Consider the following 20,100-nt stretch of genomic DNA (forward strand, 5'->3'; position numbering starts at 1 on the left):
TTCCGCGGAGCCGGGCAGCCCGGCAGGGACACAAGGGCCTGACCCGAAGACCGTTGTCCACGGTCCGGGAGCAGCGGACACGATGTGTCCCAGGCACCTGATAGACAATAACCTTAGGACCGGCGCCGCAAAGGACCGGCCTGGCGCTGGACCAACAGGAGTTCGAAACATGCAGAATGCCGCAGGAGCACAGGATCCGGACCAGACGGATACCGGAAACGCCCTCGCGCCCACGGCAGCCCTGACCTCCCCGGAGAATCCGTGGCCCCTGGCGCTGCTGTCCAAGAACCTGAAGGCCTACATTGACCGCGCACCGGCGGCGTGGGTTGAGGGCCAGGTCATTGAATTGAACCGCCGTTCGAACGCCTCCTTCATTACCCTGCGCGACGTCGATGCCGAGGTGTCCCTGTCCCTGACGGTGTGGAGCACGGTCATGAACCGCCTGGAGCTTCCACTGGAGCGCGGCGCCCGGGTGGTGGCACTGATCAAGCCGGACTTCTACGTGAAGACCGGCCGGCTGTCCATGCAGACCAGGGACATCCGGCCCGTGGGCCTGGGAGACCTGCTGGCCCGGATCGAACGCCTTCGCCAGGCACTCGCCGCCGAGGGCCTGTTCGCGGCAGCCCGCAAGCAGCGGCTGCCGCTGCTCCCCGGCCGGATTGGGCTCATCACGGGCCGTAACTCGGATGCCATGAAGGACGTCATGCGCAACGCTGCACTGCGCTGGCCCGCCGTTGAATTCGAGGTCCGGGAGGTTGCGGTCCAGGGCGTGAACGCCGTTGCCGAAGTGACCCGGGCCCTCGCTTCCCTCGATGCCATGCCGGAAGTGGACGTGATTGTCATTGCGCGCGGCGGCGGGTCCCTGGAGGACCTGCTGCCCTTCAGCCATGAAGATCTGATCCGGGCGGTTGCCGCTGCGCAGACTCCAGTGGTCAGCGCCATCGGCCACGAGGCTGACCGTCCGCTGCTGGACGAGGTAGCGGACCTCCGCGCGTCAACTCCCACGGACGCGGCGAAGCGCGTTGTGCCCGACGTCGGCGAGGAGCTTTCGCGGATCGGTACGGCACGCTCGCAGCTGCGCCGGATCATGGAGCTCATGCTCAGCCGGGAAACAGACCGGCTGGCCCACATCCGGACCCGCCCGGTCCTCTCCGCTCCGGAAACCATGCTCGCTTCCCGGGCCGAGGACGTGGCACGGCTCCGGGACCGCGCGTTCTCGGCGATGCGGTCCGAGGTCCGGCGCGATGCAGACAAGATCAGCTACCTCCGCGCGCAGGTCCGCTCACTCTCACCGCAGAAGACCCTGGACCGGGGCTATGCCGTGGTGCAGCTCGCAGACGGCTCCGTTGTCCGGGACGCCGCGGAAGTTGAGACCGACGCCCAGCTGCGCATCCGCGTGGCCGCCGGGGAGCTCGGCGCCGTTGCCACCGGACACCGCTAACCGACTTTCCATTGGAGGAGAACACCATGAATGAAACAGCAGCACTCCCGGCCGACATCGAGGCCATGAGCTACGAGCAGGCACGCGACGAGCTCGTGGCCGTGGTAACCCGGCTGGAGGCCGGCGGAGCGAGCCTCGAGGAGTCACTCGCTCTCTGGGAGCGGGGTGAGGCGCTGGCCACCCGCTGCGAGTCCTGGCTCGAGGGCGCCCGGGAGCGCCTCGAGGCTGCCCGCGCAGCCCGCGAAGCCTGACGTCCTGCTGCCGCGGGCGGCAGCAGGACCGAAGGTTACGGCTTGGAGGTACCGGGCTTGTAGGTGCTGAGGAACTCCGCCAGGCGGGAGATGGCATCCTCGATGTCCTCGAGTGCCGGAAGCGTCACCATCCGGAAATGGTCAGGCCGGATCCAGTTGAACGCCGTGCCGTGCGAGACCAGGATCTTCTGCTGCTTGAGCAGGTCCAGCGCGAACATCTCGTCCGATTCGATTGGGTAGGCCTCGGGATCCAGCTTCGGGAAGAGGTACAGCGCACCCTCGGCGTTTTCGACGCTGACGCCCGGAATGTCATTGAGCATCTTGTAGGCAAGATCGCGCTGCGCCTTAAGCCGGCCGCCGGGCAGGATCAGGTCGTTGATGCTCTGGTAGCCGCCAAGCGCGGTCTGGATGGCGTGCTGGGCCGGAACGTTGGCGCACAGGCGCATGTTGGCCAGCAGGTTGATGCCCTCGATGTAGTCCGCGGCCGCACGCTTCGGGCCGGAAATGGTCATCCAGCCGCTGCGGAACCCGGCAATCCGGTAGGCCTTGGACAGGCCGCTGAAAGTCAGGCAAAGGACGTCGTCCCCGGTGAGGGAGGCCGCGTTGATGTGCACCGCGCCGTCGTACAGGATCTTTTCGTAGATCTCATCGGCAAAGATGATCAGGCCGTGCTTCCGGGCCAGGTCCACGATCTGGCGCAGCACGTGTTCGGGGTACACCGCACCGGTGGGGTTGTTCGGGTTGATGAGCACAATGCCCTTGGTGCGCGGCGTGATCCGCTCTTCCATGTCGGCGATGTCCGGCCACCAGTGGTTCTCCTCGTCGCAGAGGTAGTGCACGGCGGTGCCGCCGGCCAGGGACACCGAGGCGGTCCACAGCGGGTAGTCCGGGGTTGGCACCAGGATTTCGTCGCCGGTGTCCAGCAGCGCCTGCAGGGACATCGTGATCAGTTCGCTGACGCCGTTGCCCAGGTACACGTCATCGACATCGATGTTCTGGATGCCGCGGCCCTGGTAGTACTGGACAACGGCTGTGCGTGCGGAGAAGATGCCGCGGGAATCGCTGTACCCCTGGGCTGTGGGCAGGTGGCGGATCATGTCCACCAGGATCGCTTCCGGCGCCTCGAACCCGAACGGGGCGGGGTTGCCGATGTTGAGCTTCAGGATTCGCTGTCCCGCCGCCTCCATGCGCTGCGCGTGCTCAAGGAGCGGCCCGCGGATGTCATAGAGGACGTTATGGAGCTTTTGGGACTGGGTGAATTCGGCCATCTACACAGAATGCCATAACCGCCTCCGTCCCTCCCCAACCACTACGCCGAGAGGCCAGTCACGGCTCCTTTCGCGGACGATTGGAGCCGTAACTGGCCTCTCGATGGAAGTGAGGGACCTATCCGGGACGGAAGAACCCTAGGCGAGGCCCTTTTCTTCCAGCCAGGCCTTGGCTGCGTCCTTGGGATCCTGCTTCTGGTCCCCGGAGACTGCCTGGTTCAGGGAGATCAGGTCTTCGGTGGTCAGCACAGCGGAGATGCTGTTGAGCACGTCCTGGGCTTCGGAGCTGACGGCATCCAGGTTGACCAGCGGGACAACCTGCTGGGCGATGAAGTTGTTCTTCGGGTCCTCGAGCACTACCAGGGAGTTCTCCTCGATGGAGGGCGTGGTGGTGTAGATGTCAGCTGCCTGGACCTTATCGGTCAACAGTGCCTGCAGGGTGGCCTCGCCGCCGCCGTCGTTGATGGCTTCGAAGCCGGCCGGCTCGCAGCCGTACTTTTCCTTCAGGCCGGGCAGGCCGTAGGCGCGTTCCTGGAAGGTGGTGGGTGCGCCGATGGTGATTTCTCCGCAGACCTTGGCCAGATCCTCCAGGGAGGTCAGGCTGTACTTCTCGGCGGTCGCCTGCGTGACTACCAGGGCATCCTTGCTTTCAGCCTTGGCGGGGTCCAGCACCGCAATGTTCATGTCCGGCGACTCTTCCTTCAGAGCATCCGGAAGCGCGTCCATGATCTCTTCGGCGGACTGTGCAGTGGCTTCGGTGTCCGCGAAGAGCAGCAGGTTTCCGGTGTAGTCCGGAATGACCTGGACGGATCCGTCTTCCAGCGCACGGTAGTAGATCTCGCGTGAACCGATGCCGGGCTGCGTGCTGGCCTGGATGCCCTCGGCGTTCAGGGCGCCGGCGTAGATCTCGGCGATGATCTGGGATTCGGGGAAGTCGGCCGAACCCACAATCAGGGTCGCCGAGTCTTCGATGCCGGTGGGCGCGGAGGATGACTCAACGCTCTGCGGATCCGAATTGGCACCGCATGCGGCGAGCATCAGGACCGTGGTGAGGCCTGCGGCACCGGTGAGGGTTTTCCGGGTGCCCGGACGGGTAAGAGTTCTCATGCTGTTGTTCCTTCTGCGAGGCCGGCAGGGGATGGCTGACGGCGGCGGTGGTTGGCCGGTTTCCGGGTTCTGCTGCGCAGCCCCGGCGAAAGAGCGAGGCGCTGGACGGCCGCCAGCACCAAATCAACGGCGAGGGCCAGCAGCGCGATCAGCAGCGCGCCTCCGAAGAGGCGCCCGTTGTCCCGCAGCTGGGTTCCCTCGATCAGGTACACGCCCAGCCCGCCCAGGGAGATGAACGCGACCACCGAGACAGTGGCCAGCACCTGCAGCACGGCGGCGCGGAATCCGCCGAAGAGGACCTTGAATCCGTTGGGCAGTTCAACCCGGAAAAGGATCTGGAGCTCGGTCATGCCCATGGCCCTCGCTGCGTCCACGACGGTGCGGTCCACGGAAGAGATCCCGGCATAGACTCCTGCCAGCAGGGGCGGAATGGCCAGCAGCACCAGCGCCCAGATGGGCGGCATCAGCCCGATCCCGGCCAGCAGCACAAAGAGGAAAACCAGCCCCAGCGTTGGCAGGGCGCGCAGGATCCCCGCTCCGGAAACGACGACGACGCGCCCGCGGCCCGTGTGCCCGATGTACAGTCCCAGCGGCACGGCAATCAGGGCGGCGATTCCGACGGCGAGCGCGGTATAGCCAAGGTGCTCCAGGATCCGCTGCGGAATGCTGCCGGTGCCGGTCCAGGAACTCTCGGCGGTCAGCCACTCGAACATCTGGACCAGGACGTTGTCAGATGAGTAATCCATCAGCCGGCCGCCGTCCGTGCCTCAACCGTGTTGAGCGGCAGCTTCGGTCCGCCGCGCTTCACGGCCCGGCTCCAGGGGGTCAGGAGACGCTGGGCCAGCACCAGGACCAGGTCCAGCACGAGGGCCAGGAGCAGGATCAGTGCTATGCCGATCACGATTTCGGTGGGGAAGTTCCGGTACAGGCCGTCCATGAACAGCCGGCCGAGGCTGTCGATGCCCAGCAGCGCTCCCACGCTCACCAGGGACATGTTGGACACCGAGATCACCCGCAGGCCGGCGAAGAGGACGGGCAGGGACAGCGGCAGGTCCACGGCGAAAAATCGCCGCAGCGGACGGTAGCCCATGGCCGTGGCGGCCTGCCGGACGTCGTCGTCCACCGAGTTCAGCGCATCCACGGTGGAGCGCACCAGCAGGGCGACGGCGTAGATCGTGAGTGCCACCACCACGTTGGTGATGTCCAGGACCCGGGTTCCGAGGATCACCGGCAGCAGGACGAAGAGGGCCAGGGACGGAATCGTGTAGAGGATCGCCGAGGACCCCAGGATCGCTCCCCCGGCAAACCGGTGCAGCCGGGCGAACTGTGCCAGCGGCACGGCGATCAGTAGGCCCAGCAGCAGCGGCACCACGGCCTGGAACAGGTGCAGTGCGGTCAGCCGGGAGATCATCTCCGTGTTGGACCAGAACCAGTCCATGCTCAGACCGCCGAACCGTGCAGTGCCTTGCCGCGGCGCAGCCGGGCAGCCTCGATCAGTTCAAAAATTTCTCCGGCGCGGACAATGCCCACGGCGGCTCCGTTGTCATCCACGACGACGCCGAGTCCCGACGGGGAGGACAGCGCCGCGTCGAGGGCGCTGCGCAGGCTCTCGCCACGGCGGTGCAGTGATCCGCCGGGCACCAGCTGGCCCGGAGAGGTGACCGTTTCCCGGCTGCTGGCCGGCACCCAGCCCAGCGGCCGTCCGCCGTCGTCAACTGCCAGCGCCCAGCCGCCCTGAACCGGAACGGCGGGATCCGCCAGCTCAGCCGGGTCCAGGGTTTGGACGGGATGCACAGGAACCCCTGCGCCGGGCTGGAAGCCCAGGTGCCGGAAACCGCGGTCCCGTCCCACGAAGCCGGCGACGAAGTCGTCAACCGGAGCGCGCAGGATTCCTTCCGGGCTGTCGTACTGGGCCAGGCGGCCGCCGACGGCGAAGACGGCGACCTTGTCGCCCAGGATTGTCGCTTCATCTATGTCATGGGTGACAAACACGATGGTCTTGGCGAGGTCCCGCTGCAGCCGCAGCAGCTCCTGCTGCAGTTCGCTGCGGACCACGGGGTCGACGGCGCTGAACGGTTCATCCATCAGCAGCACCGGAGGGTCCGCAGCCAGGGCGCGGGCCACACCTACGCGCTGCTGCTGGCCGCCGGAAAGCTGCGCGGGGTAGCGCTTGCCCATGGCTGGGTCCAGGCCCACGACGTCGAGCAGTTCCGCCGCCCGCTCACGGGCCTGCTTCCGCGGGACTCCGTTGAGGCGGGGGACGGTGGCAATGTTGTCCAGGACCGAGCGGTGCGGGAGCAGTCCCGAGGACTGCATGACGTATCCCATGGAGCGGCGCAGCGCGGAAGGCGCGATCCCCGCTGCGTCCTTGCCGTCAACATGGATGGTGCCGGATGTCGGTTCAACCATCCGGTTGATCATGCGCAGGGACGTCGTCTTGCCGCAGCCGGAAGGACCCACGAATACGGTGATGGCTCCCCTGGCGATGTCCAGGGAGAGATTCTCCACGGCGGCGGACTCCGTGTCCCCGTATGACTTGGTCACGCCGCGGAAGCGGATCATGGGCTCGGCGGAATCCTGCCGAGCCTCTGTGGCGTCCGGAATGGACATGGCTGCCTCCGTGGTTGGGTGCGACGGTCTCGCATACGGGCAAGAAACGGCAGTATGCTGACAAGCCGTGGAATTAAGCTATGTGGTTTCCGGCACCTGAGTCCAGCGGATGCTTGGTTTACGCCCCTAGCTTAGGGGCGCCGTACCGCCGTCGGGCGCGGCTTCGAGTAGTTTCAGCGCCACATCCACCAAACCCACCCTTTCCAGACCCGTCACTTCCGCAAGCGGGAACCAGGCTGCCTCGTCGGTACTGCCCGCCGCTTCGTTCACCAGGCTGCCTCCGGTAACCCGGGCCCGGTAGATCACCCGCAGCGCGTGGAGCATCCGTCCCTCACCGCGCATCCGGCGCTCGGCGGGAACAAAGTGGCTGTCCACACCCAGCAGGTCCTGCAGTTCCACGGTGAAGCCGGTTTCTTCGAGGACCTCGCGTACCGCAGCGGTGGGAGCGTCCTCTCCGTATTCGAGTCCGCCGCCGGGCAGCGTCCAGGCGGAGTTGCCGTGCTGGTTCCAGTGCGCAAGCAGGATCTGCCCGTCCCGGACCACTACGGCATAGGCGCCAACCCGGACATCGAAACCGCGCTCGCTCATGCTGTTTCGCCCTGCAGGAGGTACCGCACGCCGAATACGGGGTCCTGGCTGAGGAAGCGGATGTCGCCCAGTCCGCGGGCGGACAGGCCGGCCAGAAGCAGTTCCTGGAGCAGCGGCTGGTGCACCCCGATTCCGCCGCCCACCACCACCGGGCCGCTGATGCCCAGCCTCGCTGCGACGTCGGCCACCAGGGACGCGAGGTCGCGGGCGGCTGTGGCAATGATGCTGCGGCTGGGTGCGTGGCCCTCCTGGGCCGCGTCGAAGACCACCCGGGCCATGGAGGCCCAGTAGCGGCGGCCGGTGTCCGCATGGAACCGTGCAATCAGCGCGTCCGGGGCTTCGACGCCGACGGCGAGCAGCAGCTCTGCTGCCAACCGGTCCGGTTCCTGTCCCAGGTCATGCAGGCGCAGCGTGTGGCGGACGGCTTCCCGGCCAATCCAGTAGGCACTGCCTTCGTCTCCGAGGAGGTAGCCCCAGCCACCGGACCGTGCCTGCGTGCCGTCCGGTGCCATGCCCCAGGCAACGGATCCGGTTCCTGCTATGAGGCCGATCCCGTCCGGAGCTTCTCCGGCGGCGAGGATCAGGCGGGTGTCATGGACAACGGTCACGTCTGCTCCGGGGACGTGTTCCAGGATCAGTTCCCTGAGTGCGGCCGCATCCTGCTCCGTGTCCACTCCCCCGGACCCCGCAATGACGCGGGTGATGCCGTGGGTGCCCAGCGCAGCAAAAATCTCCGCCAGATTGCACCGCGCCTGCTCGCGTGAAACATTCTGGACGTTTGCGCTTCCACTGACCGCTTCTGCCACTGCGGCCTGTCCCTCCAGCCGGATTCCGTGGGTCTTGGTGCCGCCAATGTCGAGGCCGATCGCCGTGATGGACGTGCCGGGGCTGGGGCTGGATGCGCTGGTGCTCGATTGCATTCCTTTAGCCTACGCAGGTGAGGTGCTTCACCGGATATTGGGCGGCCATTTGACGCAGTGGACGGGGCTGATCAGGCGCCGTGGCTCCGGCGGGCCAGGTCCAGCAGTCCTTCGGCGGCGGCCAGCCGCAGCGCCGCGTTGGACTGCCTGTCATGCTTCCGGCCTTCCCTGGCGCCGGGGACAAGGCTGAGCGCCACTCCGGCCGCCCGGGCATTGAGCGCCGCGGCAGAGCTGCCTGCCGCTTCCGCAGCGGCTTCGAAACCCGGGCGGTATTCCGCCACCCTGCCCGGCAGGGATGACTCCGGCGACAGCCGGGCGAGCACCTCCAGATGCCCCAGGAAACAGGCCAGGTCATCGACGCGGTGTCCGGGCCCCATGCCGTCTACGTCCAGGACTCCGGTGATCCTGCCGTCCGCCGCCAGCAGATTTCCTTCGTAGAAGTCACCGTGCACAGGGACAACGGGTCCCGGATCGAGGCCTTCCACCATCGATTCGACGCCGCGGGAGATACTGCGAATTCGCTGTGTGTCCTGTGGCAGGACCGATGTGGCGGCCCGCCCGTAGGCCCGTGCACGCTCTGCCCACGCCGGACGGCGCTGCAGTTCCAGCGCCGTCGCGGGAAGGGAGTCAAGGATGCGGAGAAGGTCCGCTGCCGTGATGGTGCTGGTGCCGTCTGCCAGCCCGGAAAGCAGCGGCCTTCCCCGGAGCGGGGAAAGCACGACGGCGCTGCGGCCTTCGGCTCCAGCCAGCAGCGCGGCGGCGGGCACCGCGGACCCTGCCAGCAGCTGGTGCCGGTGCCGCAGGCCTTCGGCGTGGGTGGGCAGCACCACCTTGACGTATGCCTCCCTGCGCCCGAGCACCGCGTGGACAACCGCACGCCGCAGGGGGCGGTAGCCAATAACCGTCAGCTCCACGCGATCCGCGTCTGCGGAGCCGAAGAGCTTCCGTGCCATTCCGGCCGCCGAAAGGGCCCACGCCAGGTCCGGGAGTAATGGGTCATTGGGGTGCAGCCAGAGGAACAGGCGAACACCGTCGAGGGAGGTCCGCAGCACCGGCCCGGCAGCAGCAGCCGGAGAGGTGGTCGCTCCTGCGTGGAGGGTGAGCGGAAGTCCCGCGGGGTCGATGGCGCGCACCTGGTAGAGCGCCGTCGCACCGGCACCGGGGCGGTCAAAGGTGCGCTCGTGAACCCACGAGTCCAGGACAAGCCGCCGCGAAGCCAGGAGTTCGGCCAGCGGAACAGCCAGCCCAGCCCCTTCGAGCAGTATCCGCGGGGGCACCTGCCTCAGGTTCCGGCCGGAGGATGGACGGCCTGCCTGCCTGCCTCCACCTGGGCACACTGCGCGGGTGCTAGGCCCGGCGGCGCTGGAGGACGTCGTCCAGATTCAGGATGCCGGTGGCGGGCCGGGGGTCGATCGCGGTGCTGCCCGGTGCCGGAGCGGCAACCGGACGGATGGGGGTCTTCAGGACGGGCTTCGGTGAAGCGGGAACAGCAAGCGGCGCCGGTGCCGGTCGGGGCGCCGCCGGAGCGTCCACATAGGTCGGTTTAGGAACCGCCACGGGCTCCCAGGAAGACGCTTCGGCGCTCTTTGCCGCTTCGGCCAGTGCCGCGGCGCGCAGTTCCTGTGCGGTCAGCCGCGGAACGGGCTTCGGCTGCGGAGCCGCGGGAACGACAGTGTCTGCAGCTGCGGGAAGATCAGCCGGGCGATCCGCGTCAGTGCCGGCGGCGTCGAACACCGTGTCAGCCTTCGGGTTGCTGCGCAGCGGAACCTGCGGAGCGGCATCCTGTGTGGCGGCAGCGGCAGCGGCGGCACGCCGGACCCGGCGTTCACGCTTGTCACGGACGGCGAGGCTGCGCAGCGAAACCACGGAGGCGGCCGCACCGAGGGCAGCGCCGGCAGGGATCCAGCCGGAGACGGCGCCGAACAGTGCGGCTGCGCCGCCGCCAACCACCGCGAAGACGCAGACCAGCCCCACGACGGCGAGGAACAGCCGTCCGTAGCGGATCTTCAGGGGGCCGGGAGCAGCAGCCGGATGATCTTCGGCAGGGGTGCCGGAGCCCGCTCTCAGGTGCGGCGTGTGCTGGGCGCCGGTGCTGGTGTTGTACATGGTGTTCCCCTGAGAACTCGGGTCCGGTTCGGTGGCGGCACTGCTGGGCGCGCGTTCGGCGGTGCCGGCACGTCCGGAAGACTGTGCAGGCACCTGCTTTCCGTGCAGGTACTGAGGGGCGACCCACAGCATCCAGAGCCCGACGGCTGCCGCCAGGACCAAAGAGCTGTTAAGAGGGAAGTCCACAACTACGACCGTAGAAGAAAACCCTCACCGGACGCGGGATTGGAAAGGGGTGTGTCGAATCACGTCAGGAGGAAATCCAGCGCAAAACCCGAGGTCAGCGGGCTGAAGGCAAACGGGAAAGCAGCCCTTCCGGAACTTCCTCCGCGGTGAGGGCGAAACTGAGGTGGTCAGCCCACTGACCCGCAATGTGGAGGTAGCGGCGCCGCAGGCCTTCTTCGCGGAAGCCAAGTTTCTCGACGACGCGCCGGCTGGGCATGTTTTCCGGACGGATGTTGATTTCCATCCGATGCAGCCCCAGGACCCGGAAGCAGTGGTCGGTGGCCAGCGCAACCGCTGTCGGTGCGATACCCCGGCCGGCACGTGCCTCGTCCACCCAGTAGCCAAGCGTCGCCATACGGGCGGAGCCCCAGAGAATGGAGGAAACCGTCAGCTGTCCCACGATCGCCGGGGGCCTGCGCACTCCGGCCTGGCGTTCAGTGATCACGAACGGCAGGGCTGTGTCCTGGCGCGCCTGCTGGTTGAGGCTGCGGACCATCCCTGCGTAGGACGGCAGGACACCGCCGGGCAGCGGATTCGTGGCTTCCCACGGCCCAATCCAGCGGGCATTGCGCGACCGCACCGAATTCCATTCGGTGCGGTCGCGGTAGCGGATCGGCCGGAGGACGAGGTCGCCGCTTTCCAGCGTCACCGGCCAGATCGCCGACCCCAGCACGGAGTTAGCCTTCGTCGGAGGTGTTGAAGTCCTTCAGCCAGGCGCGCAGGTCCGGGCCGAGGTCTTCGCGCTCGGAGGCAAGGGTGACAACAGCCTTGAGGTAGCTGAGCTTGTCACCGGTGTCGTAGCGGCGGCCGCGGAAGACGACGCCGTACACGCCGCCGCCTTCACCTTCGGTTCCCGCGAGGGTCTGGAGAGCGTCGGTGAGCTGGATTTCGCCGCCCCGGCCGGGGCCGGTTTCTTCCAGGACGCCGAAAACGGAGGGGTGCAGGACGTAGCGGCCAATAACGGCAAGGTTCGACGGCGCATCGGCGGCGTCGGGCTTCTCCACGAGCTTGTTGACGCGGACGTAGTCTTCACCCTCGATGACGGAGATGTCGGCGCAGCCGTAAGCGCTGATCTGGTCCGGTTCAACCTCGATGAGGGCGACAACGGAGCCGCCCGTCTTGGCCTGGACTTCCACCATGGTTTCCAGCAGCGGATCGCGGGCGTCAATCAGGTCGTCACCGAGCAGGACGGCAAACGGGTCATCACCGATATGCAGCTTGGCGCGCAATACCGCGTGGCCAAGGCCCTTCGGGTCGCCCTGGCGCAGGTAGTGGATCTCGCCCAGTTCGGAAGACTCCCGGACCAGGGCAAGCTTCTCGTCGTCGCCCTTGTCCTTCAGGGTCTGCTCGATGAAGGGAACCCGGTCGAAGTGGTCCTCGAGGGAACGCTTGTTGCGGCCGGTGATCATCAGGATGTCCGGCATGCCGGCGTTGACGGCCTCTTCTACGACGTACTGGATGGCCGGCTTGTCCACCACCGGAAGCATTTCCTTCGGCATGGCCTTGGTGGCCGGAAGGAAGCGCGTACCCAGGCCGGCGGCGGGAATTACGGCTTTGGTGATCTTAGGGCGTGAGGTCATGACGGTAAGAGTACCTAAGTGAACGCTCAGCGCGCCAAATGTACCCTCGCGGCAGGCACAATAGGTCAATGACCGACGACATGAAGGAACAGGTCCGCAGCCGTTTCAAGCAAAAGCGCCGGGAGCTGCGCGGCGGGGAGTCTGCGCAGCAGCTTGCCGACGCGGCGGCACCCCTGCTCCAGGGCCTCGAACCGGGCTCCATGGTCAGCTGCTATCTCTCCGCGGGAACCGAGCCGGACACTTCCGCACTGCTCGGGGCGCTGGCGGACGCCGGCCACACCGTTGTGGTTCCGGTCTGTGAACCGGGGCACCAGCTGTCCTGGTGTCCGTGGACTCCCGGTGCAGCACTGGTTCCCGGCCTCTTTCCGGGGATTCCGGAACCTGCCGGGCCCCGGTGGGACCTTCCCGAAATCATGGAACTGAACCTGCTGCTCATTCCGGCACTGGCCGTCTCCGAAGACGGAACAAGGATGGGCAAGGGCGGTGGCTATTATGACCGCTTCCTGACCAGGTACCGGGCGGCCGGCGGCGCGGCACCGGTGGTTGCCGTGGTCCACGATCATGAGTTCGTCCCTGCGGGAACCCTTCCCGCTGATGCCCTGGACGTACCGGTGGATGGGGTCCTGCGCCCCGGCGGTTATACGCGGGTAGCCCGCTGAGAGGTGTATACTTAGCACTCTAGGCCGCAGAGTGCCAATCCTTCCGCCGCTTCGGCGGACAGCGACACTGCTGAGGCCTTCCTTTCGCCCTTCAGGAGGAGTAAGAGTGCCCACGTATGCCTATGCCTGCAAGGATTGCGGTCACGCGTTCGATATCCAGCAGTCCTTCACCGATGACAGCCTGACCGTCTGCCCCGAGTGCGGCGGCAACCTGCGCAAGAAGTTCAACAGCGTGGGTGTGGTTTTCAAGGGCTCCGGCTTCTACCGCACGGATTCACGCGATGCGGCATCCACTGTTCCGGCTGCCCCTTCCAAGGATGTGCCCGCCAAGGAAACGGCCAAGGAATCGCCCAAGGCTGCTCCGGCCGCATCTTCGGCTGCGGCATCATCTGCAGCGGCACCCGCCGCCAGTTAGTCACGTTTCCGGTTCCCGTTCGCGGCGGCCCGGCAGGAAGGCGTCCCGCTCCTCCACAGGAGCCCGGGGCGCCTTTGTTGTACCCGGCCCCAGTCGCCCGGCTTTCCGGAGTTCCCTGCCGCGCCTAGCGTTGCCGCATGTTCAGCAAACGGCGGCTCGGCCGCGTTCCCGGCAGGCGGGACAGCCCCCGAGCGCCCGGTTCCAAAACTCCTCCCCTGCGTCCCGGCACCGGACACCCGAGGGGAAGGTTTCGCCGGTTCCTGGTTCGGCGCCGGCGGCTTCTCGCTGGTTTGCTGGCTGCTGCAGCTGCAGGCATAGCAGTCGAGGCGCTGCTGCCCCCGGACCCCGCGACAGCAATCGTTGCCGCAGCCGCAGGGGACCTGCCCGCCGGCCATGTCATCGCGCAGCGGGATCTTCGGATGATCAGCCTGCCGCCCCGAGCCGTACCGCCCGGGGCTTTCCATGAAGCTCAAACGGCGGTGGGCAGGCAACTTGCGGTGCCGGTGCGCGGCGGCGGCCTGGTCAGCGAAACTGTCCTGGTCGGCGACGGACTGCTGACCGGGTCCCCGGCGGGAACCGCTGCCCTTCCCCTTCGACCGGCGGATCCGGCCGCGGCACGGCTGCTCTCGCCTGGAAGCCTGGTAGACGTGGTGGCAACTCCGGAAGAGGGGTTCGACGGCGCCGGCCCACCGGTTGTCCTCGCCTCCGGCGTGCCCGTGCTGTGGATTACCGGCACGGACGGCGGGACTACGTCATGGCCGGGGACAACCGCAGCAGCTGATGAACAACTCGTTGTGGTCGCAGCCCCGGCAGCCGCCGCCCCTGAGCTGGCCGTCGCCTCAGCCCGCGGCGGACTCTACTTCGTCCCGAAGGGCGTGCCGGGTCCGGGCCCCTAGCCTGGGGCCGGCTGGATTCCTGGCCGGTGGCGGTCCGGATCCTCCGGCACAGTTACCCCCAGTGCGGCGGACGCTGTTCAAGAAGCCAGGCGGAACCGTCCTCGGGAGAGTCCCCCCAAGCGCGGGGGTCGTCTTCTGCGGCGGTCTGCGGCAGGGCCCCCGCTTCGTCAGCGGGTGCGGATGCGCCGGTGGCGGATCCGTCACCGGATGGCTTGGCGACCGCGGGCTGGGGGACGGCAGGTGCCGTGTGTAACAGCTGCGCCGCCTGCTTCAGCCTGGTGGGCGCCGAGGTGCTTCGCCGGGACCGGCGTTTGCTGCTCCCGGCGGCCGCAGGCCGATTCACCTTCTCCTGTCCCTGGCTTTCACCGTGCGCCTGCGCTCCAGTGCCGGATCCCGCGTCAGGAGGGCTGTTCTGTTCCTGGTTCATGCTGCCTGTCGATTCCGCCGGCCGCAGCCGCAGCTGCCGCCGCGGCCCGGATGGCCGGATTGGTTTGTTCCTCTGAACGCGGGCGGATCCGTGTGCTGCCGTGCGGCACCACGGTTGCCTGCGCAGCTGCCGGGTGTACTTCGCGGATGGGCTCAGGCTCGGGGGCCGGAGACGGCAGGCCCAGGTAGCGGCCCACCAGGTCCGCGCAGGTGGCGGGATCGGTAAAAACTTCGATGGTCCACAGCGGCATGTAGCGCCAGCCGAGCCGTTCGAGCAGCTGGGGACGCAGCCGGCTGCGCTCCCGTACGCTCATTCCCCGGTACCGGGCAGTTCCGTCAGACTCGATGGCCATGGGAACAGCTGGATCCGCATCCGCGGAACGCCGGACAGTAGCCACAATGTCGATGACGTCGTCGTAGTGGTCCCAGACCTCGGCGCCCCGCGACCGCAGCCTTCCCACCAGGTCCGCCACCAGCGGGTCGTCCGCCATGATTGAGTTGCCGGCCGGGCGGTCAGCGGCAGGCTGCACTGGCCCGCCGTCGAGTTCACGCACCAGGAGCTGGTAGAAGTCTCGCGCTCCGTGGCCCAGCCGCGATTCGTCGAGGTCCGAGGGCTGGAAACAGGTCAGCACGTGAAGCCGGTAACGGGCACGGGTCATCGCATTGACGAACCGTCCTCGTCCACCGGGCTCGGAGAGCAGGCCGAAGTTGTGCAGTGCCCGCCCGTGCGGGGTCCTTCCGAAACCGAGCGAGAAGATCACTGCGTCCCGGACCAGGCCGGCGGCGCGGTCGGCCGGGACCACCCGGAATGATTCGGCTCCGGGAGCGAAGAAATCCGCTGCCCACGGGAAGTTCGCCATCTGCACGCGGATAGCTTCCGCCACCCGGACGGCATGACGCGGGCTGGCCGTTATGACTGCCAGGGACTGGCTGGGCCGGCGCCGTACGTGCTCGAAGACCAGGTCCACAACCCGGTTGACCTCGGCCGAGACGCTCTCAACGCCCTCCTGGTCTGCGCTGGGCATGCCGGTGCCGTCCGCGAGGTACTCCACCGTGAGCGGCCGTTCCCCTGTGGCCACTTCATCTCCGCGCGGCACCCAGGCGAGCTGTCCGTCGTAGAACTCTTCGGAGAGCTGCTTGAGCAGGTGCTTGTCGGTTCCGCGGTAGACCGTAGAGAGGCTGCGGACAGGGAGGATGCGGGCAAGGGCGTCAAAGGCACTGGGCAGTTCGTCCGCGCCGGAGCCCGCCTGAGGCTGCTCAATGTTGATGGTGAACGGGCGGGGTCCGCCCAGGTTTCCGTCACCGAAGGCAAGCACCTGCCCTGCGCGGGCGATCGCCGGCACGGCGGCCTGCAGGCTCATGGACTCGGCATCGAGGATGATCACGGCGTCGAACCGCCGGGATCCCGGAAGCATCATCGGCAGCAGCAGGGGGCTTGCGGCCCACACCGGGAGCAGGGAGGAGACCAGCTCATCGGACTGCCCGGAGAGGGAATCCACCGTGAGGGGGCCGGTCTTGATGACGTCGCGGAGCTTCGCGGCATCCTTGGGCCGGGACTTGATCCCCTCGCGCCAGCGCCGTGCAAGGTCCCAGCGCAACCGCGAAGCACCAGAGGCGATGTGCGCGTTGTCGGCCAGGCGGTATTCGGCTTCCAGCCGGCGCAGGCTGTCGCCGTCGGACATTGCCAGGTAATCGTCGCCGCTGATCATGGCTTCCAGGGCAGACTGCCACCAGGCCAGTTCCAGCTCATAGCCCACCTGCCGCGGCGTCACTTCCCGCGCTTCAAGGTCATCGAGCAGTTCGCCGAGGCCCTGTCCGCGCATCTCGTTCACGAGGAGGGTGCGCTCGGGAAGGGTCTCCAGGGTTTCCTTGTCCCCGGCGAGGGCACGCAGCTTCTTTTCCAGGTCATCCAGCGACTGGTCTGCGAGGTTCGGTTTGTCCGGGGTTCCGGCCAGGATGCGGGTCAGCTCATCCAGCTGCTCCTTGACCCCAAGGTAGGTCCGGTTCAGGTCGGCGAGTCCGGTGGGAACGGAGGGGTGCCGCTGGGTAGTGGCGTAGCGGGTCCAGATGCCGCGCTGCTGCTGCACCTGTACCAGGGAGGTGTGCAGGTCTGCGATGTGCACGCCGGGGCGGATGTACTCCTTGGCCACCCGGCGCAGCCGCGAACGGGTCATGGAACTCATGTCCACCCCGTGCTCACGCCGCCACGACGAGGAGGCCGTAGCGGAAATCAGGTCGGTAACGGGACGGTCGAAGATGTCCGGAGTGAACTTGTCCAGGCTCTCGCGGACGGCGACCAGCAGCTCGAGCTGCTCGCCCCACTGCGCGAAGGTCTCACCCAGCCGAATCTGCGAATGCTCGGCGACTTCCTGCACGCGCGCACGCAGCTGCGGCAGCGCTTCGGCCAGTTCCTCGGTGAGCCTGTGCGCTACCTCGGTTTCCTTGCGGTTCAACAGTTTGGCACCGAACCAGGGGCTTGAGACGGCGGCACGGGAGAAGCTGCCCAGTTCAGCGGCGCGGCGCAGGCGGCCGGTCAGCTCGGTGCGGTCCGTGATGCTGTCCAGGACGCTGCGCTTGAGCCGTACGGTGGTTGCCGGGGCGGGCGTCAGCGAGGTCAGTTCGGCCAGGGACTGCATGGCCTGGTAGGGAGAGCATCCCCAGCGCTGCCGGACGTTGTGCAGGGACTTCACGTGGTCCCGCAGCTGATGGCGGCTGTCCTGGAGAACCTTGTGCAGGTTGCCGAGGTTCGGCTCAGCAGCCTTCTCGTTCCGCACGATGGCGCGGACCAGACGGTCCCGCAGGGCGTCTTCGCCGAGCCCTGCTCCGAGCTGCAGCACCAGCGAACCGAGGTTGAGGTTCTCCAGCGCGGATACAAATTCGTTCAGGGTTCCGCGGCGTTCAGCAACGACCAGCACGGACTTGCCGGCGTTCACCAGGGCAGCGGCCGCATTGACGGCGGTTTGCGTTTGGCCGGTTCCCGGAGGAGCCGAAACCACCAGGGAGTTTCCGGCTCCGGCGAGGTCCAGCACGTCCTGCTGCTCGCGGTCTGCGTCCAGTACCAGGAGCTCGGACGCCGGTGCGCGGTCATCCAGGGGCGGCAGCCCCGGGTCCGCGGGTTCGGCTACCACTGCGCTGCCGTCCACGGCTGCGTCCATCAGTGCCCGGAGGATGGGATGGGAAGGGTCCAGGGCCGTGTCCTCGGAGAGGTCCGGCAGGTCCGCAAAGGTGGAGACGAGCAGGCGGTGCTCGATGTTCATGCCCCGCACGCCGTCGGTGAGGCCGCGCAGCCGTTCCAGCACCGGGTGCGGATCAAACCGGGCCGTGCCGTAGGCCAGCCGCGCCAGGGATTCGGCGTCGACCTCCAGGCCCTGCTGGTTTTCGAGGTGGCGGATGAAGGCGGGGTTCAGCTCGGCCTTGCCGGTGAGCTGGAGCTCGTAGTCGTCCTGGGAGGCATGCACGGTCAGGCTGACGGCGGTCAGCAGTACCGGTGCGGTCAGGGATTCGGGGCGCAGGGCTTCGTCAGAGGCGTAGCGCCAGGAAGCGGTGCCTGCGGCGAGATAGCCAACGTCGATCCCGCGGTCGGAGCCGAGTTCGTAGATCTTGGCCCGCAGCGCCCTGGCGGCCCGCATTGCAGTGCTGTAGTGGTCCGCGTCGCGCAGCAGGGTTGAGAGCCGGGTTTTCCTCCCGGCAAGCAGCTGGGCAAGCCCGGAGGGGTGGGCGTGGGTCAGGTCGATGCTGTTTTCCGGCGTGACCGTGAAATGCAGCAGCGTGTCCGACCCGGCGTGCTGGCCAAGCCCGGCCAGCCACGGCAGCAGGAAGTCCGAGGCGCTGTCCCCGGGATTCTGCTCAGACACTGATGCCCTCTTTCCTGCACTTCCGCGCGACGATCTCGACCAAACTGGCATACCTTCCAAGCTATCGTCAATTGCCCGAATAGCTCCGGATAGCAACGCGGGGGACGGCTGTTCAGCCGTCCCCCGCGCTCTACGATGCTACTCCCACTCGATGGTTCCCGGCGGCTTGCTGGTGACGTCCAGCACCACTCGGTTCACGCCGTCCACCTCGTTGGTAATGCGGTTGGAGATCCGGGCCAGCAGGTCGTACGGCAGGCGGGACCAGTCCGCCGTCATGGCGTCTTCACTGGAGACCGGACGCAGCACGATCGGGTGGCCGTAGGTGCGGCCGTCGCCCTGGACGCCTACGCTGCGGACATCGGCCAGCAGGACAACCGGCATCTGCCAGACTTCCTCGTCCAGGCCGGCCGCGGTGAGCTCGGCACGGGCAATGGCATCTGCGCGGCGGAGCAGGTCAAGGCGGTCCTTGGTCACTTCCCCGATGATGCGGATACCCAGTCCGGGGCCGGGGAACGGCTGGCGGCCAACGATCTCGGCGGGCAGGCCGAGTTCGCGTCCCACGGCACGGACTTCGTCCTTGAACAGCAGGCGAAGCGGCTCAACGAGTTCGAACTGCATGTCCTCCGGCAGGCCGCCCACGTTGTGGTGGCTCTTGATGTTCGCTGCGCCTTCACCGCCGCCGGATTCGACGACGTCGGGGTACAGGGTGCCCTGCACCAGGAACCGGATCGGTTCTCCGGCGGCATTGGCTTCGGCCATGATGGCGCGTTCGGCTTCTTCAAAGGCCCGGATGAATTCGCGGCCAATGATCTTCCGCTTGGTCTCCGGGTCCGTGACGCCGGCTAGGGCGTTCAGGAAGCGCTCCTGCTCGTTGGCGACGTAAAGCTTGACACCGGTTGCGGCGACGTAGTCACGTTCAACCTGCTCGGCTTCGCCTTCGCGCAGCAGTCCGTGGTCCACGAAAACGCAGGTCAGCTGGTCGCCGACCGCACGCTGCACCAGGGCCGCGGCCACAGCGGAGTCCACGCCTCCGGACAGGCCGCAGATGACGCGGGAGGAACCGATCTGCTGGCGGATACGCTCGACCTGTTCTTCGACAATGTTGCCGGTGGTCCAGCTGCGGTCCAGCCGTGCACCCTTGAACAGGAAGTTTTCAAGCACCTGCTGGCCGTGGGCCGAGTGCTTGACCTCCGGGTGCCACTGGACGCCGTAGAGCTTCTTTTCCTCGTTCGCGAATGCGGCAACGGGGGCGCCTGCGGTGCTCGCGAGGACCTCGAAGCCCTCGGGGGCTTCCTGGACACTGTCACCGTGGCTCATCCAAGTGTTCTGGTGTTCCGGCGTCCCTTCAAGGATTGAACGGGAGCCGTTTACTGCGGCGGCATCGGTGGAGCCGTATTCGCGCAGGCCAGTCTCGGCGACCTTGCCGCCGAGGGCCGCGGCCATGGCCTGGAAGCCGTAGCAGATGCCGAACACCGGCACGCCGGCGTCGAACAGTTCGGGATCCACCTTGGGCGCACCTTCGGCGTACACGCTGGAAGGTCCACCGGAGAGGATGATCGCTGCGGGGTTCTTGGCCAGGAGTTCCTGGGTGCTGTAGGTGTGCGGCACGACCTCGGAGTAGACGTCGGCTTCGCGTACGCGCCGGGCAATCAGCTGGGCGTACTGGGCACCGTAGTCCACAACCAGGACGGGGCGCTCTTCAATGGGAGCAGTCGCGGGATTAGTCACGGTTTCAAGGATAGTCGCCACAGTGC

Annotated in this window: 18 protein-coding genes; 5 read left to right on the top strand and 13 right to left on the bottom strand. The window is 67.2% G+C overall.

Annotated elements, in window-relative coordinates; translation table 11 throughout:
* Window positions 1-169: 169 nt before the first annotated feature.
* Both xseA and GD628_RS01720 read left to right on the top strand, forming a co-directional pair.
* Complete coding sequence (gene xseA / locus GD628_RS01715) at window positions 170-1,441, top strand: exodeoxyribonuclease VII large subunit (RefSeq protein WP_152273664.1); 1,272 nt, start codon at window positions 170-172, stop codon at window positions 1,439-1,441.
* Between the two features lie 26 nt (window positions 1,442-1,467).
* Window positions 1,468-1,692, top strand: a complete 225-nt coding sequence (locus GD628_RS01720) for an exodeoxyribonuclease VII small subunit (protein WP_193313174.1) — start codon at window positions 1,468-1,470, stop codon at window positions 1,690-1,692.
* A gap of 35 nt (window positions 1,693-1,727) precedes the next feature.
* On the opposite strand, the gene GD628_RS01725 is transcribed toward GD628_RS01720, so the two are convergent.
* The 11 genes from GD628_RS01725 to galU form a co-directional block, all read right to left on the bottom strand.
* Window positions 1,728-2,960: a pyridoxal phosphate-dependent aminotransferase gene (locus tag GD628_RS01725; RefSeq protein ID WP_091602874.1), complete on the bottom strand. Its 1,233-nt coding sequence runs from the start codon at window positions 2,958-2,960 to the stop codon at window positions 1,728-1,730.
* Window positions 2,961-3,098: 138 nt separating this feature from the next.
* Window positions 3,099-4,067, bottom strand: a complete 969-nt coding sequence (locus GD628_RS01730; protein WP_152273666.1) for an ABC transporter substrate-binding protein — start codon at window positions 4,065-4,067, stop codon at window positions 3,099-3,101.
* Window positions 4,064-4,813 carry an ABC transporter permease gene (locus GD628_RS01735; protein WP_386917618.1) on the bottom strand — a complete coding sequence of 250 codons (750 nt, stop codon included), beginning with the start codon at window positions 4,811-4,813 and terminating at the stop codon, window positions 4,064-4,066. Before GD628_RS01735 ends, GD628_RS01730 begins: the two co-directional genes overlap by 4 nt.
* Window positions 4,813-5,505 (bottom strand): ABC transporter permease, encoded by a 693-nt coding sequence (locus GD628_RS01740; protein ID WP_152273667.1) that lies wholly within the window; start codon window positions 5,503-5,505, stop codon window positions 4,813-4,815. Before GD628_RS01740 ends, GD628_RS01735 begins: the two co-directional genes overlap by 1 nt.
* 2 nt (window positions 5,506-5,507) lie before the next feature.
* Window positions 5,508-6,677, bottom strand: coding sequence for an ABC transporter ATP-binding protein (locus GD628_RS01745; protein ID WP_400504846.1), 1,170 nt, complete (start codon window positions 6,675-6,677; stop codon window positions 5,508-5,510).
* A 126-nt stretch (window positions 6,678-6,803) separates the two neighbouring features.
* A complete protein-coding gene (locus tag GD628_RS01750) occupies window positions 6,804-7,265 on the bottom strand; it encodes an NUDIX hydrolase (protein WP_152273668.1) in 462 nt (153 codons plus the stop codon).
* Entirely contained in the window at window positions 7,262-8,185 is a 924-nt protein-coding gene (locus GD628_RS01755) for an N-acetylglucosamine kinase (RefSeq protein ID WP_152273669.1), read from the bottom strand. Before GD628_RS01755 ends, GD628_RS01750 begins: the two co-directional genes overlap by 4 nt.
* Window positions 8,186-8,256: 71 nt before the next feature.
* Window positions 8,257-9,462: a phosphotransferase gene (locus tag GD628_RS01760; RefSeq protein ID WP_091602860.1), complete on the bottom strand. Its 1,206-nt coding sequence runs from the start codon at window positions 9,460-9,462 to the stop codon at window positions 8,257-8,259.
* 70 nt (window positions 9,463-9,532) lie between these two features.
* Window positions 9,533-10,477: a hypothetical protein gene (locus GD628_RS01765; RefSeq protein WP_141653640.1), complete on the bottom strand. Its 945-nt coding sequence runs from the start codon at window positions 10,475-10,477 to the stop codon at window positions 9,533-9,535.
* A 94-nt stretch (window positions 10,478-10,571) separates the two neighbouring features.
* Window positions 10,572-11,189, bottom strand: coding sequence for a GNAT family N-acetyltransferase (locus GD628_RS01770; RefSeq protein WP_091602854.1), 618 nt, complete (start codon window positions 11,187-11,189; stop codon window positions 10,572-10,574).
* Between the two features lie 4 nt (window positions 11,190-11,193).
* On the bottom strand, window positions 11,194-12,096 hold the full coding sequence (gene galU, locus GD628_RS01775) for a UTP--glucose-1-phosphate uridylyltransferase GalU (RefSeq protein ID WP_091602851.1): 903 nt from the start codon (window positions 12,094-12,096) through the stop codon (window positions 11,194-11,196).
* A gap of 68 nt (window positions 12,097-12,164) precedes the next feature.
* Here galU and GD628_RS01780 point away from each other — a divergent pair, with 68 nt between their 5' ends.
* The 3 genes from GD628_RS01780 to GD628_RS01790 all read left to right on the top strand — a co-directional run bounded on the left by GD628_RS01780 (window position 12,165) and on the right by GD628_RS01790 (window position 14,066).
* Window positions 12,165-12,755, top strand: a complete 591-nt coding sequence (locus tag GD628_RS01780; protein ID WP_176697542.1) for a 5-formyltetrahydrofolate cyclo-ligase — start codon at window positions 12,165-12,167, stop codon at window positions 12,753-12,755.
* Window positions 12,756-12,861: 106 nt separating this feature from the next.
* Window positions 12,862-13,170 (top strand): FmdB family zinc ribbon protein, encoded by a 309-nt coding sequence (locus GD628_RS01785; RefSeq protein ID WP_091602845.1) that lies wholly within the window; start codon window positions 12,862-12,864, stop codon window positions 13,168-13,170.
* A 137-nt stretch (window positions 13,171-13,307) separates the two neighbouring features.
* Complete coding sequence (locus GD628_RS01790; protein WP_091602842.1) at window positions 13,308-14,066, top strand: RcpC/CpaB family pilus assembly protein; 759 nt, start codon at window positions 13,308-13,310, stop codon at window positions 14,064-14,066.
* Between the two features lie 398 nt (window positions 14,067-14,464).
* On the opposite strand, the gene GD628_RS01800 is transcribed toward GD628_RS01790, so the two are convergent.
* Entirely contained in the window at window positions 14,465-18,346 is a 3,882-nt protein-coding gene (locus GD628_RS01800) for an AAA family ATPase (RefSeq protein ID WP_152273670.1), read from the bottom strand.
* Window positions 18,347-18,484: 138 nt separating this feature from the next.
* A complete protein-coding gene (gene guaA / locus GD628_RS01805; protein WP_152273671.1) occupies window positions 18,485-20,074 on the bottom strand; it encodes a glutamine-hydrolyzing GMP synthase in 1,590 nt (529 codons plus the stop codon).
* Window positions 20,075-20,100: the final 26 nt, after the last annotated feature.

Origin of the sequence: Arthrobacter koreensis (assembly GCF_009193255.1) — a bacterium.
Lineage (GTDB): Bacteria > Actinomycetota > Actinomycetes > Actinomycetales > Micrococcaceae > Arthrobacter_B > Arthrobacter_B koreensis.